The 19,633-nt window shown below is 68.1% G+C and carries 11 protein-coding genes; 4 read left to right on the plus strand and 7 right to left on the minus strand.

Annotation, left to right across the window (positions count from 1 at the left end):
- A partial coding sequence (locus VLF18_RS22100) for a histidine kinase dimerization/phospho-acceptor domain-containing protein (RefSeq protein ID WP_325281795.1) occupies window positions 1-395 on the minus strand: 395 nt, incomplete at its 3' end.
- A 167-nt stretch (window positions 396-562) separates the two neighbouring features.
- Here VLF18_RS22100 and VLF18_RS22105 point away from each other — a divergent pair.
- The 3 genes from VLF18_RS22105 (at window position 563) to VLF18_RS22115 (ending at window position 9,297) form a co-directional block, all read left to right on the plus strand.
- Window positions 563-6,277: a HAMP domain-containing protein gene (locus tag VLF18_RS22105; protein ID WP_325281796.1), complete on the plus strand. Its 5,715-nt coding sequence runs from the start codon at window positions 563-565 to the stop codon at window positions 6,275-6,277.
- Window positions 6,278-6,286: 9 nt separating this feature from the next.
- A complete protein-coding gene (locus tag VLF18_RS22110; RefSeq protein WP_325281797.1) occupies window positions 6,287-8,020 on the plus strand; it encodes a response regulator in 1,734 nt (577 codons plus the stop codon).
- Between the two features lie 131 nt (window positions 8,021-8,151).
- On the plus strand, window positions 8,152-9,297 hold the full coding sequence (locus VLF18_RS22115) for a serine hydrolase domain-containing protein (RefSeq protein WP_325281798.1): 1,146 nt from the start codon (window positions 8,152-8,154) through the stop codon (window positions 9,295-9,297).
- Window positions 9,298-9,343: 46 nt separating this feature from the next.
- Here VLF18_RS22115 and VLF18_RS22120 read toward each other — a convergent pair whose 3' ends face one another.
- On the minus strand, window positions 9,344-11,929 hold the full coding sequence (locus tag VLF18_RS22120) for a DUF3616 domain-containing protein (protein ID WP_325281799.1): 2,586 nt from the start codon (window positions 11,927-11,929) through the stop codon (window positions 9,344-9,346).
- A gap of 232 nt (window positions 11,930-12,161) precedes the next feature.
- Here VLF18_RS22120 and VLF18_RS22125 point away from each other — a divergent pair, with 232 nt between their 5' ends.
- Window positions 12,162-13,373 carry a hypothetical protein gene (locus VLF18_RS22125; RefSeq protein WP_325281800.1) on the plus strand — a complete coding sequence of 404 codons (1,212 nt, stop codon included), beginning with the start codon at window positions 12,162-12,164 and terminating at the stop codon, window positions 13,371-13,373.
- 25 nt (window positions 13,374-13,398) lie between these two features.
- On the opposite strand, the gene VLF18_RS22130 is transcribed toward VLF18_RS22125, so the two are convergent.
- The 5 genes from VLF18_RS22130 to VLF18_RS22150 form a co-directional block, all read right to left on the minus strand.
- A complete protein-coding gene (locus VLF18_RS22130) occupies window positions 13,399-14,097 on the minus strand; it encodes a hypothetical protein (RefSeq protein ID WP_325281801.1) in 699 nt (232 codons plus the stop codon).
- A gap of 159 nt (window positions 14,098-14,256) precedes the next feature.
- A complete protein-coding gene (locus VLF18_RS22135) occupies window positions 14,257-16,545 on the minus strand; it encodes a hypothetical protein (protein ID WP_325281802.1) in 2,289 nt (762 codons plus the stop codon).
- Between the two features lie 1,032 nt (window positions 16,546-17,577).
- On the minus strand, window positions 17,578-17,907 hold the full coding sequence (locus tag VLF18_RS22140) for an RHS repeat-associated core domain-containing protein (RefSeq protein WP_325281803.1): 330 nt from the start codon (window positions 17,905-17,907) through the stop codon (window positions 17,578-17,580).
- Window positions 17,908-18,024: 117 nt separating this feature from the next.
- Window positions 18,025-19,203, minus strand: a complete 1,179-nt coding sequence (locus VLF18_RS22145; protein ID WP_325281804.1) for a UbiH/UbiF/VisC/COQ6 family ubiquinone biosynthesis hydroxylase — start codon at window positions 19,201-19,203, stop codon at window positions 18,025-18,027.
- The coding region (locus VLF18_RS22150; protein ID WP_325281805.1) for an FAD-dependent monooxygenase at window positions 19,200-19,633 on the minus strand (434 nt) is incomplete at its 5' end. The genes VLF18_RS22145 and VLF18_RS22150, both read right to left, overlap by 4 nt.

The raw sequence follows: 19,633 nt of genomic DNA on the forward strand, positions 1-19,633 counted from the left end.
AGCCGCAGCAGGTCGCGCATCTCGCCCGCCACGAACAGCGGTTCGGCCGGCGCGGCGACGACGAGCGTCACCTCCGCGGCGCGCAGCCGCCGGGAGAGCCGGGTTTTCAGCATGTCGAGCAGGCTCGCGAGATCGACCGCCTGCTCCGGCCGCTGCCGCGCCACGAGCAGATCGGCGGTGTCGTCGAGGAGCTGGGTCAGGCTCTCGATCTGCCGCTGCATCAGCGCGAGCAGTTCCGGCTGCTGCTGCGGCCCGGCCCTGCCGGTCTGCAGCAGCGACACGGCCATCGCGAGCGGCGACAGCGGTCCGCGCAGGTCGTGGGCGAGATGGGCCAGCCACGGCGCGCCGTCGTCGCGGCCGCCGCCCTCGATAGTCTCGTTCGCCTCGCGGCTCATGGTCGCCCTCGTCGTGCCGGCCCCGCCCGGTCCGGCGCCAATCTAGTCGCCGCCGCGTGTGCGCCGCGTCAGCATCGATCGCCCTGCGGCCGGCGTATGCTTCTGCACGCCACGCACACTTCGATTGCGCTACTGATTTCCACGTTGACCGTCGGGAGCAGATTGCAATGACCGTTCGCCGTGACGTCCCGCGCGCGGAGGCCGGCGCCGTGCCGGCGCCGCCGACCGCGCCCGCTGCCCGTCTGCCCGAGCTGTTGCGCGTGCTGCAGGCCGTGCGCGACGGCGATTTCCGCGAAGCCCTGCCGCGCGACTGGGACGGGCTCGAAGGCAAGCTCGCCGACACCGTCAACGACATCATCTTCAACAACCGGCGCCTCGCCGAAGAACTCGCGCGCGTCGGCGAAGTCGTCGGCAAGCGCGGCCAGACCCGCGAACGCGTGTCCGGCGCCAGCCGCCGCGGCGCCTGGGGTGCGATGGAGCAGTCGGTCAACACGCTCTGCGACGACCTGCTCTGGCCGACCGAACGCATGACCCGCTCGATCTCGGCGGTCGCCCGCGGCGACCTCGCGCGCATGATCGATCTCGAAGTCGACGGCCGTCCGCTGCAGGGCGAGTTCCTGCGCTCGGCGACCATCGTGAACGCGATGATCGAGCAAATGAGCGTGTTCAGCTCGGAAGTCACGCGCGTGTCGCGCGAAGTCGGCACCGCCGGCAAGCTCGGCGGCCAGGCGCAGGTCAAGGGCGTGTCGGGGGTCTGGAAGGAACTGACCGAGTCGGTCAACCAGATGGCTTCGAACCTGACCGCGCAGGTGCGCAACATCGCCGAGGTCACGATCGCCGTCGCGAGCGGCGACCTGTCGCGCAAGATCACGGTCGACGTGCGCGGCGAGATCCTGCAGCTGAAGGAGGCGATCAACACCATGGTCGACCAGCTGCGCGGCTTCGCCTCGGAAGTCACGCGCGTCGCGCGCGAGGTCGGTACCGACGGCAAGCTCGGCGGCCAGGCCATCGTGCCCGGCGTTGCCGGGACCTGGAAGGATCTGACCGACTCGGTCAACGCGATGGCGACGAACCTGACCTCGCAGGTGCGCAACATCGCCGAGGTCACGACGGCCGTCGCGCGCGGCGACCTGTCGCGCAAGATCACGGTCGACGTCAAAGGCGAAATCCTCGAACTCAAGAACACCATCAACACGATGGTCGACCAGCTCAACGGCTTCGCCGCCGAAGTCACGCGCGTCGCGCGCGAAGTCGGCACCGAAGGCAAGCTCGGCGGACAGGCCGAGGTCAAGGGCGTTTCCGGCGTCTGGAAGGATCTGACTGACAACGTCAACTCGATGGCCTCGAACCTCACGGGCCAGGTGCGCAACGTCGCCGAGGTCGCGACCGCGATCGCGACCGGCGATCTCTCGCGCAAGATCACCGTCGACGTGCGCGGCGAATTCCTCGAACTCAAGGAAACGCTGAACACGATGATCGAGCAGTTGCGCTCGTTCGCGTCCGAAGTCACGCGCGTCGCGCGCGAAGTCGGCACCGAAGGCAAGCTCGGCGGACAGGCGCAGGTGCCCGGCGTCGCGGGCACCTGGAAGGACCTGACCGACAACGTCAACTCGATGGCCTCGAATCTCACCGCACAGGTGCGCAACATCGCCGAGGTCACGACCGCCGTCGCGCGCGGCGACCTCTCGCGCAAGATCGCGGTCGATGTCAAAGGCGAGATCCTCGAGCTCAAGGACACCATCAACACGATGGTCGACCAGCTCAACGGCTTCGCCGCCGAGGTCACGCGCGTCGCGCGCGAAGTCGGCACCGAAGGCAAGCTCGGCGGTCAGGCCACCGTGCCCGGCGTCGCCGGTACCTGGAAGGACCTGACCGACTCGGTCAACGCGATGGCGACGAACCTGACCGTGCAGGTGCGCAACATCGCCGAGGTCACGACCGCGGTCGCACGCGGCGACCTGTCGCGCAAGATCGCCGTCGACGTGAAAGGCGAAATCCTCGAACTCAAGAACACCATCAACACGATGGTCGACCAGCTCAACGGCTTCGCCGCCGAAGTCACGCGCGTCGCACGCGAAGTCGGCACCGAAGGAAAGCTCGGCGGACAGGCCGACGTGAAGGGCGTGTCCGGCGTCTGGAAAGACCTGACCGACAACGTGAACTCGATGGCCTCGAATCTCACGGGCCAGGTGCGCAACATCGCCGAAGTGACGACTGCGGTCGCGCGCGGCGACCTCTCGCGCAAGATCGCGGTCGACGTGCGCGGCGAGATCCTCGAACTCAAGAACACCATCAACACGATGGTCGACCAGCTCAACGGCTTCGCCGCCGAAGTCACGCGCGTCGCGCGCGAGGTCGGCACCGAAGGCAAGCTCGGCGGACAGGCGCAGGTGCCCGGCGTCGCGGGCACCTGGAAAGACCTGACCGACAACGTCAACTCGATGGCCTCGAACCTCACGGGCCAGGTACGCAACATCGCCGAGGTCGCGACCGCCGTCGCGCGCGGCGATCTTTCGCGCAAGATCGCCGTCGACGTCAAGGGCGAGATCCTCGAACTCAAGAACACCATCAACACGATGGTCGACCAGCTCAACAGCTTCGCCGCCGAAGTCACGCGCGTCGCGCGCGAAGTCGGCACCGAAGGCAAGCTCGGCGGACAGGCCGCCGTGCCCGGCGTCGCCGGTACCTGGAAGGACCTGACCGACAACGTCAACGTCATGGCCGCGAACCTGACCAATCAGGTGCGCGGCATCGTCAAGGTCGTGACCGCGGTCGCGACCGGCGACCTGCGCCAGAAGCTCACCGTCGAGGCGAAAGGCGAAGTCGCCGCGCTCGCCGATACGATCAACAGCATGACCAACACGCTCGCGATCTTCGCCGACCAGGTCACCACGGTCGCGCGCGAGGTCGGCGTGGAAGGCCGTCTCGGCGGCCAGGCCGCGGTACCCGGTGCGGCCGGTACCTGGAAGGACCTGACCGCGAACGTGAACCTGCTCGCCGCGAACCTGACCACGCAGGTGCGCGCGATCGCCGAGGTCGCGACCGCCGTCACGCAGGGCGACCTCACGCGCTCGATCCAGGTCGACGCGCGCGGCGAAGTCGCCGAGCTCAAGGACAACATCAACGCGATGATCGGCAACCTGCGCGCGACCACCGCGCGCAACACCGAGCAGGACTGGCTCAAGACGAACCTCGCGCGCTTCTCCGGCATGATGCAGGGCCAGCGCGATCTCGTGACCGTCGCGCGCACGCTGCTGTCGGAACTCGCGCCGCTCGTCGGCGCGCAGCAGGGCGTCATGTACGTGATGGAAGGCACGGCCGACGGGCTGTCGCTGCAGCAGATCTACGGCTATGCCGACCGCGCGCCCGATGCGATGCGCCGGTTCAGGCTCGGCGAAGGTCTCGTCGGACAGTGCGCCGAGATGCGCTACCGGCTGCTGCTGACCGACATTCCGGCCGAGCAGATCAGCATTTCCGGCGGTCTCGTGCAGGCCGCGCCGCGCAGCGTCATCGTGATTCCGGTGCTGTTCGAAGACCAGGTCAAGGCCGTGATCGAACTGGCGAGCCTCGGCGAATTCACGCCGTCGCACCTGGCCTTCCTCGAACAGCTGACCGGCAGCATCGGCATCGTGCTCAACACGATCGAAGCGACCATGCGCACCGAAGGCCTGCTCGCCCAGTCGCAGCAGCTCGCCGGCGAACTTCAGGCGCAACAGCGCGAGCTGCAGCAGACCAACGACGAACTCGGCCTCAAGGCCAAGCTGCTCGCGCAGCAGAACGCCGAAGTCGAGCGCAAGAACCGCGAAATCGAGCAGGCGCGCCGCGCGCTCGAGGAAAAGGCCGCGGAGCTCGCGCTGACCTCGCGCTACAAGTCCGAATTCCTGGCGAACATGTCGCACGAACTGCGCACGCCGCTCAACAGCATCCTGATCCTCGGCCAGCAGCTCGCCGACAACGTGCCCGGCAATCTGTCGCCGAAGCAGGTCGAGTTCGCGACGACGATCCATGCCGCCGGCACGGACCTGCTGAACCTGATCTCCGACATCCTCGACCTGTCGAAAATCGAATCGGGCACGGTCACGGTCGAAGTGGAAGAACTCGCCTTCGCGCAGTTGCGCGACACGGTCGAACGCAACTTCGCGCACGAGGCCGAGCGGCGCAAGCTCGGCTTCGTCACGCGCCTGGATCCGGCGCTGGGCGCGCAGATCACGACCGATCCGAAACGCCTGCTGCAGGTGCTGAAGAACCTGCTGTCCAACGCATTCAAGTTCACCGACCAGGGCGTCATCACGTTCAGCGCCGGCATCGCCGCGAGCGGCTGGAGCCCGGATCATCCGGTGCTGAGCCGCGCGCCGGCGGTCGTCGCGTTCTCGGTGACCGACTCGGGCATCGGCATTCCGCTCGAAAAGCAGCGCATCATCTTCGAAGCCTTCCAGCAGGCCGATGCGGGCACGTCGCGCAAATACGGCGGCACCGGCCTCGGGCTCGCGATCAGCCGCGAACTCGCGAACCTGCTCGGCGGCGAGATCCGCCTGAGTTCCACCGTCGGCGTCGGCAGCACGTTCACCCTGTACCTGCCGCTGAACTACGTCGGCGCGACGACCGGGGACGACGCGCGTTCGAAATTCTCCGCCGCGACCGCTACGGCCACGCTGCCGGCCCCGCGCAACGAGGAAGTCGCCGACGACCGCAACGACGTCGCGTCCGGCGATCCGCTGCTGCTCATCGTCGAGGACGACCCGCACTATGCGAAGGTCATGCTCGATCTCGCGCGCGAGCACGGCTTCAAGGGCATCGTCGCAGCGCGCGGCACCGAAGCGATCACGCTCGCGCGCAAGTATTCGCCGACCGCGATCTCGCTCGACATCTTCCTGCCCGACATGCTCGGCTGGACCGTGCTGAGCCGGCTCAAGCAGGACTCGACGACGCGCCACATCCCGGTGCAGGTCGTCACGATCGAGGACGAACGCCAGCAGGGACTCGAGCGCGGCGCGTTTTCGTTCATCAACAAGCCGGTCACGACCGAAGGCCTGAAGTCGGCGCTCGAACGCATCAAGAGCTTCGCGACGCCGCGGCCCAAGCGCCTGCTCGTCGTCGAGGACAACGACGCCGAGCGCATGAGCATCGTCGAACTCATCGCGCACGACGATGTCGAGATCGTCAGCGTCGGCACCGGTGCGGAAGCGCTGGAGCGCCTGCACGCCGAGCTGTTCGACTGCATCGTGCTCGACCTGCGGCTGCCGGACATGTCGGGCTTCGACCTGCTCAACCAGATCCACGCCGACACCATGCTCGTCGACGTGCCCATCGTCGTGTTCACCGGCAAGGAACTCAGCGAGGTCGAGACCAAGGTACTGAAGAAGGTCGCGAAGAGCGTCGTGATCAAGGGCGTGCAGTCGCCCGAGCGCCTGTTCGACGAGACCGCGCTGTTCCTGCATCGCGTGATCGCCGACCTGCCGGCGAACAAGCGGCGCATGCTCGAACACCTGCACGATACCGACGAGGTGCTGATCGGCAAGCGCGTGCTCGTCGTCGACGACGACGTGCGCAACATCTTCGCGCTGTCGAGCGTGCTCGAACGCCACGGCCTCACCGTCGTGACCGCCGCGACCGGGCAGGAAGCCATCGCGCGGCTGCAGTCGACGCCCGACATCGCGCTCGTGCTGATGGACATCATGATGCCCGAGATGGACGGCTACGAAACGACGCGCGCGATCCGCGACGACGCCCAGTTCCGCAGCCTGCCGATCGTCGCGCTGACCGCGAAGGCCATGAAGGGCGATCGCGAAAAATGTCTCGAGGCCGGCGCGTCGGACTACCTCGCCAAGCCCGTCAACACCGACCAGCTGCTGGCCGTCCTGCGCCAGTGGCTGCATCGCTGAGGCGCCGCCGTGGAGCACGAAAACGACAAGGTCAACATCCTGCTCGTCGACGACAAGCCGGAACGACTGCTGAGCTACGAGGCGGTACTCGCCCAGCTCGGCGAGACGCTGGTCATGGCGCACTCCGGCGAGGAGGCGCTGCGGCGCCTCATGGACACCGAGTTCGCCGTGATCCTGCTCGACGTCAGCATGCCCGGCATGGACGGCTTCGAAACCGCGGAGCTGATCCACCAGCATCCGCGCTTCGAGAACACGCCGATCATCTTCGTGACCGGCGTGCACGTCGGCGATCTCGATCGCCTGCAGGGCTACCGGCTCGGTGCGATCGACTACGTGCAGGTGCCGCTGGTACCGGACATCCTGCGCAGCAAGGTCGCCGTGCTCGTCGAGCTGTATCGCAAGCGCCGCGCGCTGGCCGGCGAGAACGCGAGCCTCGTCAAGGTCAACCTCGCGCTGCAGACCGAGCGCGCGCAGGAATTCGAGGCGCTGTCGCAGACGCTGGCCGCGGCCAATGCCGAGCTGTCGCTGGCCAACACCCAGCTCGAAGCCGAAGTCGTCGAGCGCCGCCGCGCCGAAGCGCAATTGCAGCAGCTCGCCGAGAAGCTGCGCCAGGCCGACCGGCGCAAGGACGAGTTCCTCGCCACACTCGCACACGAGCTGCGCAATCCGCTCGCACCGATCCGCAGCGCCGTCGGCCTGCTGCAGAACGAATGCCGCAGCTCGGTCGAGCGCCAGTCGCTCGACGTGATCGACCGCCAGCTGCGCCAGCTCGTGCACATGGTCGACGACCTGCTCGACGTCTCGCGCATCACGCACGGCCGCATCGAACTGCGCCGCCAGCTCATCGAACTCGGCCCGCTGCTGTCGACCGCGGTCGAAACCACGCTGCCGCACATCCAGTCGATGCGCCATCATCTGGTCGTCGACGTGCCGCCGTCGGCGATACTCGTTGACGGCGACCCGCAGCGCCTGAACCAAGTCTTCGGCAACCTTCTCAACAACGCCTCGAAGTACACATTGCCGGGCGGGCATATCGCGTTGTCGGCGCACACCAACGGCCAGGAAGTCATCGTCCGCGTCAGCGACAGCGGCATCGGCATTCCGCCGGAGCGCATCGACGAAGTGTTCGATCTGTTCGTACAGATCGACACGTCCCTCGAACGCGCGCAGGGCGGCCTCGGCATCGGGCTGACGCTCGTGCGGCGCCTCGTGCAGATGCACGGCGGCAGCATTCGCGCGACCAGCGAGGGCATGAACCTCGGCTCGTGCTTCGAAGTGCGCCTGCCGGTCGCCGCGCGCGGCGCCGTGCGCGCGGTCGTGCCGCCCGACGACGCGGCGATCGAAGCGGCCGCCGCCGCACCGGCCGCGATCCACTCGGGCCGGCGCATTCTCATCGTCGACGACAACCGCGACGCGGCGAACACGCTCGCGCAACTGCTCGGCATGTCGGGCCACGCCGTGCGTGCGGTCTACGATCCGGAACTCGCGCTCGAGGCCTTGCTCGAGTTCACGCCCGATCTCGCCTTCCTCGATGTCGGCATGCCGCGGCTCAACGGTCTCGAACTCGCCGCAATGATCCGCGCCGACGCCCGCGGCCAGGATGTCGTGCTCGTCGCCCTGACCGGATGGGGCCAGGAAGACGACCGCCGCCGTTCGCGCGCCGCGGGCTTCGACTATCACCTCGTCAAACCGGCCGATCCGTTCGAGATCGAGCGGATCTGTCGCGAAGGCGTGCGACGCTAAATCGAGAAGCGAGTTTGCGGGAATGAGCAGCGCGTGGGCTTCGTCGAGCTCACCGGCCCGGTTGCCGCGACCGTTCGGCGAACACCCGCATCCTGATCCGCACGACCACCGAAACGTCGCGAGGATCACCCATGCTGCAGCGCTGGCTTTGTCTGGTTTTCCTGATCGTGTTGCACGCACCGGCGCATGCGGCCGATGCCGAGGCGTTGCGGAAACTGCTCGACGCGCGCCTCGAACAGGCGGCGGCAGCCGGCTTCAGCGGCAGCGTGCTCGTCGCCGACGGCGAGAACGTGCTGTTCGAACGCGGCTACGGCGTCGCCGATCCGGCGAGCAAGCGCGCCGTCGACGTCAACACGCGCTTCAATCTCGCTTCCACCGGCAAGCTGTTCACGACGGTCGCCGCGCTGCAGCTCGTACAGCAGGGCAAGCTCGATCTCGATGCAACCGTCGGCCGCTACCTGCCCGACTGGCCGATCGCCGACGTGCGCGACAAAGTCACCGTGCGACAGCTGCTGCTGCACACCTCGGGCCTCGGCAGTTTCTGGGGACCGGATTTCGAAGCGATGCGCGCGCGCCTGCAGACGCTGGCCGACTACACGCCGCTATTGGCCAAGCCGCCCGCGTTCGAGCCAGGCACCGGCTGGCAGTACAGCAATACCGGCTTTCAGCTGCTCGGGCTGATCGTCGAAGCGGCCAGCGGCGAGAGCTACTACGACTACGTCGCGAGGCACATCTTCGCCGTCGCCGGCATGCGCGACACCGGCTATTTCGCGATCGACGGCAAGGCCGAGCGCGTCGCGGTGCCGCACAAGGGCGGCGCCGGCGAAGACCGCTTCGACGCGTTCGCCGTGCTGCCCGAGCCGCGCGGCGGTGCCGCCGGCGGCGGCTACTCGACGCCGCGCGATCTGCTGCGCTTTCACCGCGCGCTGACCGGCGGCAAGTTGCTCGACGCGCCACGCATGCGGCTGCTGTTCGCGGCCGTCGACCTGCCGGCATCGACCGGCGGCCGCCCCCCGCATGGCCTCGGCCTGCTGCGCATCGAGAGGAACGGCGACGTGGTCTACGGCCATCCCGGCGGTGCCCGCGGCATCGGCGTCGACTTCCGCGCGGCGCGCGACAGCGGCTGGACGCTCGTGCTCATGAGCAACGTCGGCGATCCGTTCGCGATGGCGCTCGGCGGCGACCTCGCGCGTCTCGTCGCCGAGGCCGGCGGCGCCGACCTGCGCTTTCCGCGCCCCGGACCGCGCGGCGGAAAGCCGGTCGCGGTCCGTCATTGAGCCTGCAGCGGGCCGGAACCCGGACGGTTCCGTCTCGGCGGCGCGGTCACGGGCTCTCGAAGCCGTCCGCGAACAGCCGGTCGAGCGGCGCGAGGTCGAGCGGCACGCGCGCGCCGACGAACTTGCGATGCCGCGGTTCCGGCAGATCCTTCGCGACGATCCCGTCGGCGTACCAGATCGTGTCGCCGCTGTCGGACAGCAGTTCGAGCAGCAGCGCGTCGCCGTTCGCCGCATCGGCATTGACGAGCGTCTCGATGCTGCCGGCCGCGGCGATCGAGGCCAGGTCATTGCCGAGCAGCTGCGGCGCGTCGCCGCGATCGCCGCTCCACAGATACAGGCGGAAATCCGACGGCGCCACGCCGTTCGCCGTCGCCGTGGGGCCGGCCGCGATCAGATAGCGGCCGTCGGCCGTGCGCGCGATGTCGCGGATGCCGCGACCGCCGAGGTTCAGCAGGATCGGCGCGGCGAACGTCGCGCTGCCGGCCGCCGCGGATCCGCCGGGCGGCGCCGACGCGATGACGCTGCGCAGGTTCGTCGCGTGTACGAGCAGCGCGTCGTGGCGCTGCGCGAGCGGCAGCAGCGGCGCGCGGAACGCGACGAAGAGACCGGCGGCGTCGGGCGCGATCGCGAGTCCTTCGATGTTGAAGCCGTCGTCGCGCTCGGGCCAGACGCCGATCGCGGTACTGGCGGCCAGGCCCAGCGCGTCGGCACCGAGGCCGTGGCCGTTGCCGCTGTCCCAGGCGACCAGGTCCGTACGCAGATGGTCGTAGCGCGCGAGGTACTGCAGCGTCGCCGCCGCGCCGCTGCCGGCGAGCTGCGTCGCGAACACGCGCTGGCGGTTCGGGCGCGCCGCGCCGTTGTCCTTCTTGTTCGAATGCGAACCGGTCCAGTAGACCGTGTCGCCGTCGCGCGCGGCGCCTTCGATGTCGACTTCGCGCGGCACGCCGCCGTCGATGTCGGTGAGTCCCAGCGACGCGGTGAAATCGAAGCCGTTCTCGGCGAGACCCGAGCGGTCGCGCGGATACAGCCGCAGGCGCTGGCCTTCGTCGTCGGCGACGAGCATGTGGTCGCCGCTCGCGATCGCGGCCGACGCATCGCTCGCGCCGGTGAACGCGCGCTGCGTCGCGCCGGCCGATGCCGACGCGGCATAGGCGAGCGTATAGGTGCCCGACAGGTTGCCGGCGTCGGTCGCGCGCACCGTGATCGTGCTGTAGCCGACGCCGGTCGGCGTGATGCGCAGCGTGCGCGCGGCACCGCTGCCCGACAGCGCGAGGCCGTCGGCGGCGACGACGGCGAGATTGCTGCTGGTCGCCTCGACCGTGAGCGCCGCGGCATCGCCGTCGGGATCGGCGAGGCTCAGCACGATGCCGTCGGCCGCAGCCGGATCGGTCGTATCGCCGATCGTCGCGGCGACCGCACCGCCGCCGTTGACGGCGAGATCGAGACGGCGCGTCGTCGCGGCGACGTCGACGGTCACGACCGGCGCGCCGGCGGAACCCGCGCAGGGATCGAAGTCGAACAGGCTGCGCGTGCTCGCACCCGGGCTGCCGATCGCACCGGCCGCCGCGGTCCGCGAATCTTCCACATCGCCGACGGCGGACAATGTCCATTCCAGCGCCTGATCGGCACCGAGGCCGTTCGCCGATACCCAGGCGCTCCTGTCCTTGGCGCGCACCGAGCCGGCGATGGTCTGGTCGTCGTAGGTCAGGCGGTCCACGCGCGTGCCGCCGGCATCGTAGAGATTGATCTGATCGGCGCGACCGAGGCCGGTCGTGTTGCCGCCGACGACCTTGACGCCGCTGCAGAGCTGCCAGGCCGTGCGGAACGCCGGGGCGGCGCGATCGGTGAACAGCACCGATTCGCCCGGCTGCACCGTGCCGAACGCGCCGAGCGCGACCGTACCGGCGACGTTGCTGTCGTCGTCGAAACTCCAGCCGGTCATGTCGGCCGGCGCGTCGCCGACGTTCGTGAATTCGACGAATTCGCCGTCGGCGCTGTCGTAGAGATATTCAGTGATGCGCATGCGCGGGCCGACCGGCGCGCACGGATCGAACGGCGCGGCGCTGCGCGTGCTGACGCCGGGGCTGCCGACATCGCCGAGCGTGGCGGCGTGCGAGCCTTCGGCGTCGCCGACCGTCGCGAGCGTCCATTGCGCGATCGTGTCGGCGCCGAGTCCCGCGGCAGAGACCCAGCCGGCGATGTTCTGCGTGCGGATCGTACCCGGGAAGGTCTGATCGCCGAAGCGCAGCGTGTCGACGCGCACGCCACCCGCGTCGTAGAGATTGATGACGTCGTTGCGCGACAGATTCTGCGCGTTGCCGCCGATGATCTTCGCCGCGGCGCACCGCTGCCACGCGGTGCGGAAGTTCGCCGCCGGCGCTTCGGTGATCACGGCCGATTCGCCGGCGGCCAGCGTGCCGAGCGCGCCGATCAGGAAACTCCCGGCGGTGTTGCTGTCGTCGTCGAAACTCCAGCCGGTGAGATCCACGGCGCTCGCGCCAGTGTTCGTGATTTCGACGAATTCGCCGTCGGCGCCGCTGTACATGAACTCGGTGATGCGAACCTGGGCGAACGCGGCGTCGGCGCAGCCGGCAAGGCTCGCGGCGAGCGCGAGCAGCGGGACGATTTTCATGGCGGGCACTTCGAAGCGAGCCGGACGGGCCGGCGACGGCCGCGAAGTGTCCGTACGCGCAATGACGGCGTCATGACACCGATCCGCAGCACCGACTCTGTGACCGCGTTCGCGCTGCGGACCGCACGTCGCGACGGTTAACGACTCTGTTACGCGCGCATGAAGAGCGCAGGCCAGAATTCCGCATCGATGTCGACGGGGCCGTCGCGTCGCTGCCTGGAGTTCCTACGTTTTGACCCGCACGACCCTGCTTTCCCTCGTCGCGGCGACCGCGTTGTCCGCGACGACGGCGGCCGCCGGCCCGATCGCCGACCGCATCGCGACGACCGCGTTCACGCTGCCCGCGAGCCTCGCCTCGACCTCGGCCAGCTTCTGTCTCGGCGGCTACTGCAGCATCAGTCCGCGCCTGTATCTCGCACCGCGCAGCGACGGCAGCCATTGGCTCGGCTGGACCGGCAGCGACGGCAGCGGCCGCGTGAGCCTGCTCGCCAACGGCACGATCGCGGCGACGTTCACCTACACCGGAGAGGAAGTGCGCGGACTCGTCGCGCACGACGACGGCAGCTTCGCGCTGCTGCTGCGGCGCATCGTCGACAACAGCATGCGGCTCACGCGCCGCAGCGCGGCCGACGCATCCGTGTTCTCGACGGCGCTCGCGAACACCGTCGCGATCGCGCAGATGAACACCGGCGATTCGCGGCTGGCCTACGGCAATTCGCGCTATGCGGCCTATTTCGCCGTGCACGGCATCAGCGGCAATTTCAACGGCCACGAGGGCGACCAGCTCAGCTATGTGTCGAGCACCGGCGCCAGCATTCAGGGAGGCTGGAACTGGGGCTGCTCGCATCAGCTCGCAGGCCTCGTCGGCTATCACCCGGGCATGAACGCATTCGGCGCGATCTGCCTGTCCGACTGTTACGCGAGCAAGGGCGTGCTGTTCAACAACGGCCGCAACCTGTTCCCGATCGACGCCGCCTGCAACGGCACGACCTACGGCCAGTTCGGCCAGCTCGCCAACGGCGACAGCGCCTGGAAGCTCGCCTTCGTCGCGCAGGACCGCCCCGGCTATCCCGCGCGCGGCGTCGGGTTCCTGAGCTTCACGAACAGCGCCTCGGTCGCACCGACGATAGCGTGGCTCACGAACACGAACGGCACGAACGAACGCGATCCCGTGCTCGCGCGCATCGGCAGCGCGACGCCGGAACGCTTCCTCGCCGGCTGGCGCGAAGGTACGACGTTCCGCCTCGGCATCGTCGACACCAATGGCGCCTTCGTCACACCGGCCGAAACCGTCGCCGGCATTTCCTGGGGCGACCGCGACGACTCGCTGCGCAGCGCACCCGGCAGCAAGGTCGCCTGGGCCGCCGGCACGCCCGGCACGCGCATCGTGAAGCTACATGTATACGCCACGCCCGATGCGATCTTTTCCGGCGGCTTCGAATAAACGTGGATGGCGCAATGCCCTTCGGTTATTGCGTCCCACGGTTTCTTGTCGCCAGCCAGATGAGGTGGCGCATGCCGCGCTTGCCGAGCGCGCGTGCCGGGATTTCTTCCACCGTGAAGCCGCTGCCCTGCAGCCGCTGCGTGAAGCGCGGATCGGGATGCGCCGACCAGACCGCGAGCACGCCGGGCGGCGTTGCGTCGGAGCCGCCGCCCGCGCGCAACGCGGCATGGGCTGCGCGTAGACCGTTCGTGCCGTAGAGCCGCGCATTCGCGGCCTGACTCAGTCCGTCCGGTCCGTTGTCGACATCGAGCAGGATCGCGTCCCAGCGCTGGCGCGCGCCATGAATGAGTGCGGCGACATCGCCGACGTGCACGCGCGTGCGCGCATCGCGCAGCGGCTGGCCGGCGAAGTCGCCGAGCAGCTCGCGATTCCAGGTCACGACGCCGGGAACGAGTTCCGCGACCGTGACTTCGGCATCGGCGCCAAGGTTCTGCAGCGCCGCGGCCAAGGTATAGCCGAGGCCGAGCCCGCCGACGAGCACGCGCGCTCCCGGCCTCGCGGCAATGCGCGCGCAGGCCAATTGCGCGAGCGCCTCTTCCGAACCGTGCTGGCGCGTCGACATCAGGTCGCCGCCGTCGGCCAGTTTGATGACGTAGTGCTCGCCGTCGCGAAACAGCCGCAGCTCGCCGCCGCCGGGAATCGGCGCGGTGTCGATCAGCGGCATGCGCGGGGCGTGCTGGCGGGGAGGCGTCGTGGTCAAGACAGGAAGGCCGCCGGAAGAGGCCGCGAGCGTAGCCGTTTTCGCGCCGACACGCGCAGCGCTCCTGTCGCGATCCGGCAAGGCCGGGCGCCCCGAGGAGCACCCGGCCCAACACGCACACGGTCAGTTCGCGAGCACGAGATTCCAGACGCCGCGGCCGTAGGTGCCGACGCGCAACCGGCTGCCGTCGCGCGCGACCCAGATGTCGGCCACGCTGACGAGCGGCAGGCCCGCACCGAGACGCGAGAACGTGAGTCCCTTGTTGGTCGAGCGGTACATGCCGAGGTCGGTCGCGACGTAGATCGTGCCGTTGCGTACCGGATCGGCCTTGATCGCGTTCAGGCGCACGCCGGTCGGCAATCCGCCCCAGCCCACGAAGGCCCAGCCGTTGGCCGGATCGTTCGAGGTCCAGATGCGGCTCGTGCCTTCGCGATAGCCGTCGCTGATGACGTAGAACTGGTTGTCGTCACCGACCGCCGCGTCGAGGAAACTGCCGTCGGCGTTCATCGGCGTCGGCGCCTGCGTCCAGTGCGCGCCGTTGTCGAGCGTGAACCAGATCTGCCCCGGCGCATAACCGACGATCGCGACGAACACGCCGGCGTTGCGGCCCGCGCGCACCCAGCGCACCGTGCCGACGAGACCGTTGGCGGCCATCGGCTGCCAGTGCTTGCCGAAGTCGGTGCTGCGATAGATCTTGCCGCCGGATGCGGCATGCAGGGTTTCGCCGCTGGCCACGGCCGGACTCTGGTCGATGAAGCTCGCCGCGCCGTTCGGGATGCCTTCGAACGCGAGTTCGTCGCCGGTCAGGCCGCCGTCGTCGGACTGATACGTCCCGCCGTTCGTCGCGATGATGAGCTTGCCCGCATCGTTCTGCGACTGCAGCGCCCAGAAGCCGTCGCCGCCGGCCATGCGCGAATACGTGGATCCCGTATTGGAACTGTGGAAGATGCCGTTGTCCTGCAGCGCGACGATCAGTTCGCTGAGATCGGCCATCGACGAACTCACGCCGTAGACGAGGTGCGTGATCAGCCCGTCGTTGCGCGGCGTCCAGGTCTGGCCCGCATTGCCGCTGCGGAACACGCCGCCGTCGTTGCCGACGTAGAGCCGGTTCGCCGCATCGTAGGCCGCCGCATGGAAGTCCGGGTGGACATAATTGGCCGCGCTCGTGCTCGTCGAGTTGACGAGGCTGAACGTCGCACCGCCGTCGCCCGTGCGCGCCAGGCGCAGCTTGCCGCCGAAATACGCGATGTTCGGCGTCGTCGGATTGACGACGACCATCTGGTTGTAGGACTCCGAATTGCCGAGCAGCTTGCGCACCTGCTCGACGTTGTTCACGTAGCTTTCTTCGTCGATGTTCAGCGACGACCAGTCCTGGCCGCCGTCGGTCGTCTTGTAGATCTGCGTGACCGCGGTGACGCTGTGATAGGTCAGCGCGTACTGGATGTGCGGACTGGTGGCGCCGCTCGCGTGCGTGATGCGGCCGACGTTCGCCGGAACGCCGGCCGACGGCGTCCAGCCGGCAGCCTGTTCGCTGGAGAACCAGAGCTTGCCGCCGCCGTTGTCGCGCGTGCTCACGGTGAACCGGTTGCTGCCGGCCCAGGCGATGCTCCAGACCTCGGGCTTGCCGTCGCCGCCGCCGAGCGGCTGCAGTTGGTAAGACGCACCGGCGTTCGTCGAGCGATACAGCCCCTGGTCCGTGGCCACCAGGACGAGATTGCTGTTGTTCGGACTCACGACGATCTTCCGGATGCTCGTGCTGTCGCCGAGCAGGATCGGCGCCGACCAGTTCACGCCGCCGTCGGTGCTCTTGAGCACGCCGAGCCCCGGCGCCGTGCCGAGCGAGGTGCTGGGACCCGAAAGAAAGCCGGTCTTGTGCGTGTCGCCGAGGCCGAGATAGAGGCGGTTCGGCAGGTTCTGATCGATCGCGAGCGCGCCCGTGCCGAGGCTGCCCAGCGTATCGGTCATCGCCTTCCAGGTCGCACCCGCGTCGAGCGAACGCCAGACGCCGCCCCCGGCCGAAGCCACATAGACGATATCGGCATCGTCCGGATGCGTGGCGATCGCCGACACGCGGCCGCTGTCCATCGGCCCGCTCGACATGCGCGACGGGCCGAGATTCGTCCAGACCTCGCCAAGCGTGAAATCGTCGACCTTTGCGCCCGGCATCGTGCGCGCATTCGCCTCGCGCTCGCGCGCGGCCGCCGCCATCAGGCTGCGCGCATACTCGGCATCGTTGTCGCGCCGGAAACGCTCGCCCATCACGCGCTTGCGCTCGGCCAGTTCGTCCTTGTCGCGCTCATCCTCCCAGGACAGCCGCGGCTCGGCGCCGCGCTCCGTGGCCTGGACCATGCCCGTGCACAGCACGACACCGGCCACGAGGAGCCGGCTCAGGGAAACTCTTGCGGTATTCATGGATCACTCCGTCGATGCGGGGCAAGCCGCGGCCATTGCGGCCGCGCACTGCCGTCAGGTGGGGGAGGCCACGCGACAGCCCGGCGCCGCGTCCTCGCCTTTACCTACGACGGGAGATGTATACGGGGATCACTCTTCAGACCGATCGACGGGTCGATGCGGTTCGGCGTTGCTGCGGCACGGCTTCGACTTGCGCAACCGGGTACGCGGCAACGGCAGAGGCATCGCCGCCGAAGCATAGTGCCGACGACTAGATGCTGCCGCTGCATCGCTATCGAGAAAGCAAGTTACTACCCCTACACTATCGAACGATTCGAGCGACAACTTAGCCCCCAAGTTCTTGCCTACCATCGCAAGAAGCATTCATGGCGCGCGCAACACGACATTTCGGGAAATATCGGCACTTACAGTTTTTCGGTCTTTACCACCGAATCCCAAGTTGCGGCAGCCCGCCGAATTTCCACTTTGCTCCCATCCTCGACAATAAACGCAACATCAACTTCACCGACACGTGAGACTAGCGCACGAAACTGCGACGCGCGAAGTCCGTACGCCAGGTTCCAATGCTCTTTCACTCTCGCATCATTGTCACGAATTCACGACTGGGGATAAACGCCGTTCAAGATCTCCAGAACGTCTGAGATTTCGGTCACGGCGAAATAACATGTTGGCCAATCCAAGCGAGTGTGTTGCGCGTAGACGCGGTGAGTGTTTGCCGCTAGTTCCATTAGCTCGCCCGTTTTCTCCCAACCGCAGCTTTAACGTTATCAATGATCCGTCGAACGACAATCCAATAAGGTCCGAGTCACCGCTACTTTTAGCCAAATCTTCCAGTTTCATGGACATCCCCGCTTAGAAGCCGTCCGATACTGTTTGGCAAATTCATCCGCCCTGCCGGAGTTCACGATTTGTCTTTCATGAACAAATGGCCGGATCGACCGGAAACGCTGTAGTTGAGGTGCGGGAAAGTGGACGTACCTACGCCCTGAGCCCATTCACCGTGATTCCAGTAAACCTTGGCGCCTGAAGCGTTCACCCATCCATCCCATTGGCCTTTTCGATATACGTGCGTACCGCACCAGGTCCGCGCATTCGACTTCCTGCATTCATTGCGTCGTTCTCATTCTCAAACAGAAGATCGACCTTGCGGGCACCGGGCTCGCTTACTTCCAGTCCGCGGCAGCCGACACAAGGCAAGGCAACGAGATTTTTTCTTGCATTTTTTGGAAGAATTTTTCTTTGTGCGCGGGACAGGCCGCCAGGATCAACCCAGCCATTCGGATTCGGAGCATACAGGTAGCTGTTCGTGCCGCCGAAGAGCCCAATCGGATCCTGACTGACAAACCTCCCGACGTCCGGCACTCCGGCGCGACAGGCGTCACGCAGCGTATCGAATGATATTTGTATCAACCGAGTCGTTTGTGGCGAAATTTTCTGACGTGGAAGTACGGACGGCAGCGTCGCGATACACCGTCTCGATCAACGCCCCGCAGCGTGCCTCACGATCAGTTGCTTGAGCGGCGACAGCGCGTTGACGGCGCGCAGGCCGAGTCCGCGCGCGAACACGAGCGGCTCGAATTCGCTGCGGAACAGCCGGTTGATGCCGTCCATGCCCCAGGCCGAGATCGTGTTGTCGCTGCGGCGACGGCGCTCGTAGCGGCGCAGCGCGGTGACGGCGCCGGGATCGCGTCCCGCCGCGCCGGCCGCGGCATCGACGAGCGCATCGACATCGCGCAGGCCGAGGTTGACGCCCTGCCCTGCGAGCGGATGCACCTGATGCGCGGCGTCGCCGATCAGCGCGAAGCGCGGCGCGATGTAGCGCTCGGCCAGCAGCAGGCGCAGCGGAAACTCCGCGCGCGCGGATGTGGACAGCACAGGTCCGAGCCGGAAGTCGAATGCGCAACCGAGTTCCTGCAGGAACGCGGTCTCCTCGATCTCGCGCAGACGCCGGCACTCGTGCGGCGGCAACGACCAGACGATGGAGCAGCGGCCGTCGGCCAGCGGCAGGAATGCAAGCGTGCCGCCGGGCAGGAAACGCTGCCACGCGGTGTCCTCGTGCGGGCGTTCCGTGCGCACGTGCGCGACGAGCGCATGCTGGTCGTAGACGTGGCCGCCCGCGCCGATGTCGAGCATCTGCCGCAGCGGCGAGGACGCGCCGTCCGCGGCGACGACGAGGCGCGCGACGAGGCGGCCGTCGTCGTCGAGACGCAAGGTGCGCGCGGCGCCGTCGTCCTCGGTCGCGACGACGCGCGCGGGACAGCGCAGGCTGACGCCCGCTTCGTTCTGCAGCGCGTGCCACAGCGTCTGCTGGATCAGCTTGTTCTCCACGATGAAGCCGAGCTCCGCCGCGCCGCCGTCGGCCGCGTCGAAGTCGATCGCCGCACCGTTGCCGCTGTCCCAGACGTGCATGCGGCGATAGGCGCCGGCACGCGCGTCGCGGATCGCCGCCCAGACGCCGAGGCGCGCGAACAGAGCGACGCTCGATGGCGCCAGCGCGACGACGCGCAGGTCGACCTCGTCGGCGATGTTCCAGACCGGCGGCGCACGTTCCTCCACGAGCGCGACGCGCAGCCCCTGCCGCGCGAGCGCAAGCGCGCAGGCGCTGCCGACCATGCCGGCACCGACGACGGCGACATCGAACACATTGCGCGGCTTCATGGACGTACTCCGAGAGCATAGGACGTGGGCTTGCCGCGGAACCCCATGCCACGGCGCGCGACGAGCGCGCCGGCCTGCGGCAGGCCGTCGAGCAGCAGCAGGCCGAGGCTGCGCAGCGGCGTGAGTACCGGCGCCGGATGGCAGGCGAGCCGCACGAGGCCGTCGCTGAACGCCATCGTGCCTTCGCGATCCTCGCGGCGCTGCGCGGCATAGCTGCGCAGCAAGGCTTCATCGCCGGGATCGCCGCCGCGGCGCTGGTCTTCGATCAGCAACTGCGCGAGCGTCAACGCATCGCGCAGGCCGAGATTGAATCCCTGCGCGCCGATCGGATGCAGCGTCTGCGCGGCGTTGCCGACGAGCACGCAGCGCGGCGCGATGAGGCTTCGCGCGACGACGCGGCGTATCGCGTGCGCACTGCGCCGGCCCGGAC

The sequence above is a fragment of the Tahibacter sp. genome (assembly GCF_035481375.1).
GTDB lineage: Bacteria > Pseudomonadota > Gammaproteobacteria > Xanthomonadales > Rhodanobacteraceae > Tahibacter.

Coding starts and splice junctions, on each gene's coding strand:
- VLF18_RS22130 (WP_325281801.1), bottom strand. CDS start 14,097: ATGCCGCTGATCGACACCGCGCCGATTCCCGGCGGCGGCGAGCTGCGG.
- VLF18_RS22120 (WP_325281799.1), bottom strand. CDS start 11,929: ATGAAAATCGTCCCGCTGCTCGCGCTCGCCGCGAGCCTTGCCGGCTGC.
- VLF18_RS22115 (WP_325281798.1), top strand. CDS start 8,152: ATGCTGCAGCGCTGGCTTTGTCTGGTTTTCCTGATCGTGTTGCACGCA.
- VLF18_RS22145 (WP_325281804.1), bottom strand. CDS start 19,203: ATGAAGCCGCGCAATGTGTTCGATGTCGCCGTCGTCGGTGCCGGCATG.
- VLF18_RS22105 (WP_325281796.1), top strand. CDS start 563: ATGACCGTTCGCCGTGACGTCCCGCGCGCGGAGGCCGGCGCCGTGCCG.
- VLF18_RS22135 (WP_325281802.1), bottom strand. CDS start 16,545: ATGAATACCGCAAGAGTTTCCCTGAGCCGGCTCCTCGTGGCCGGTGTC.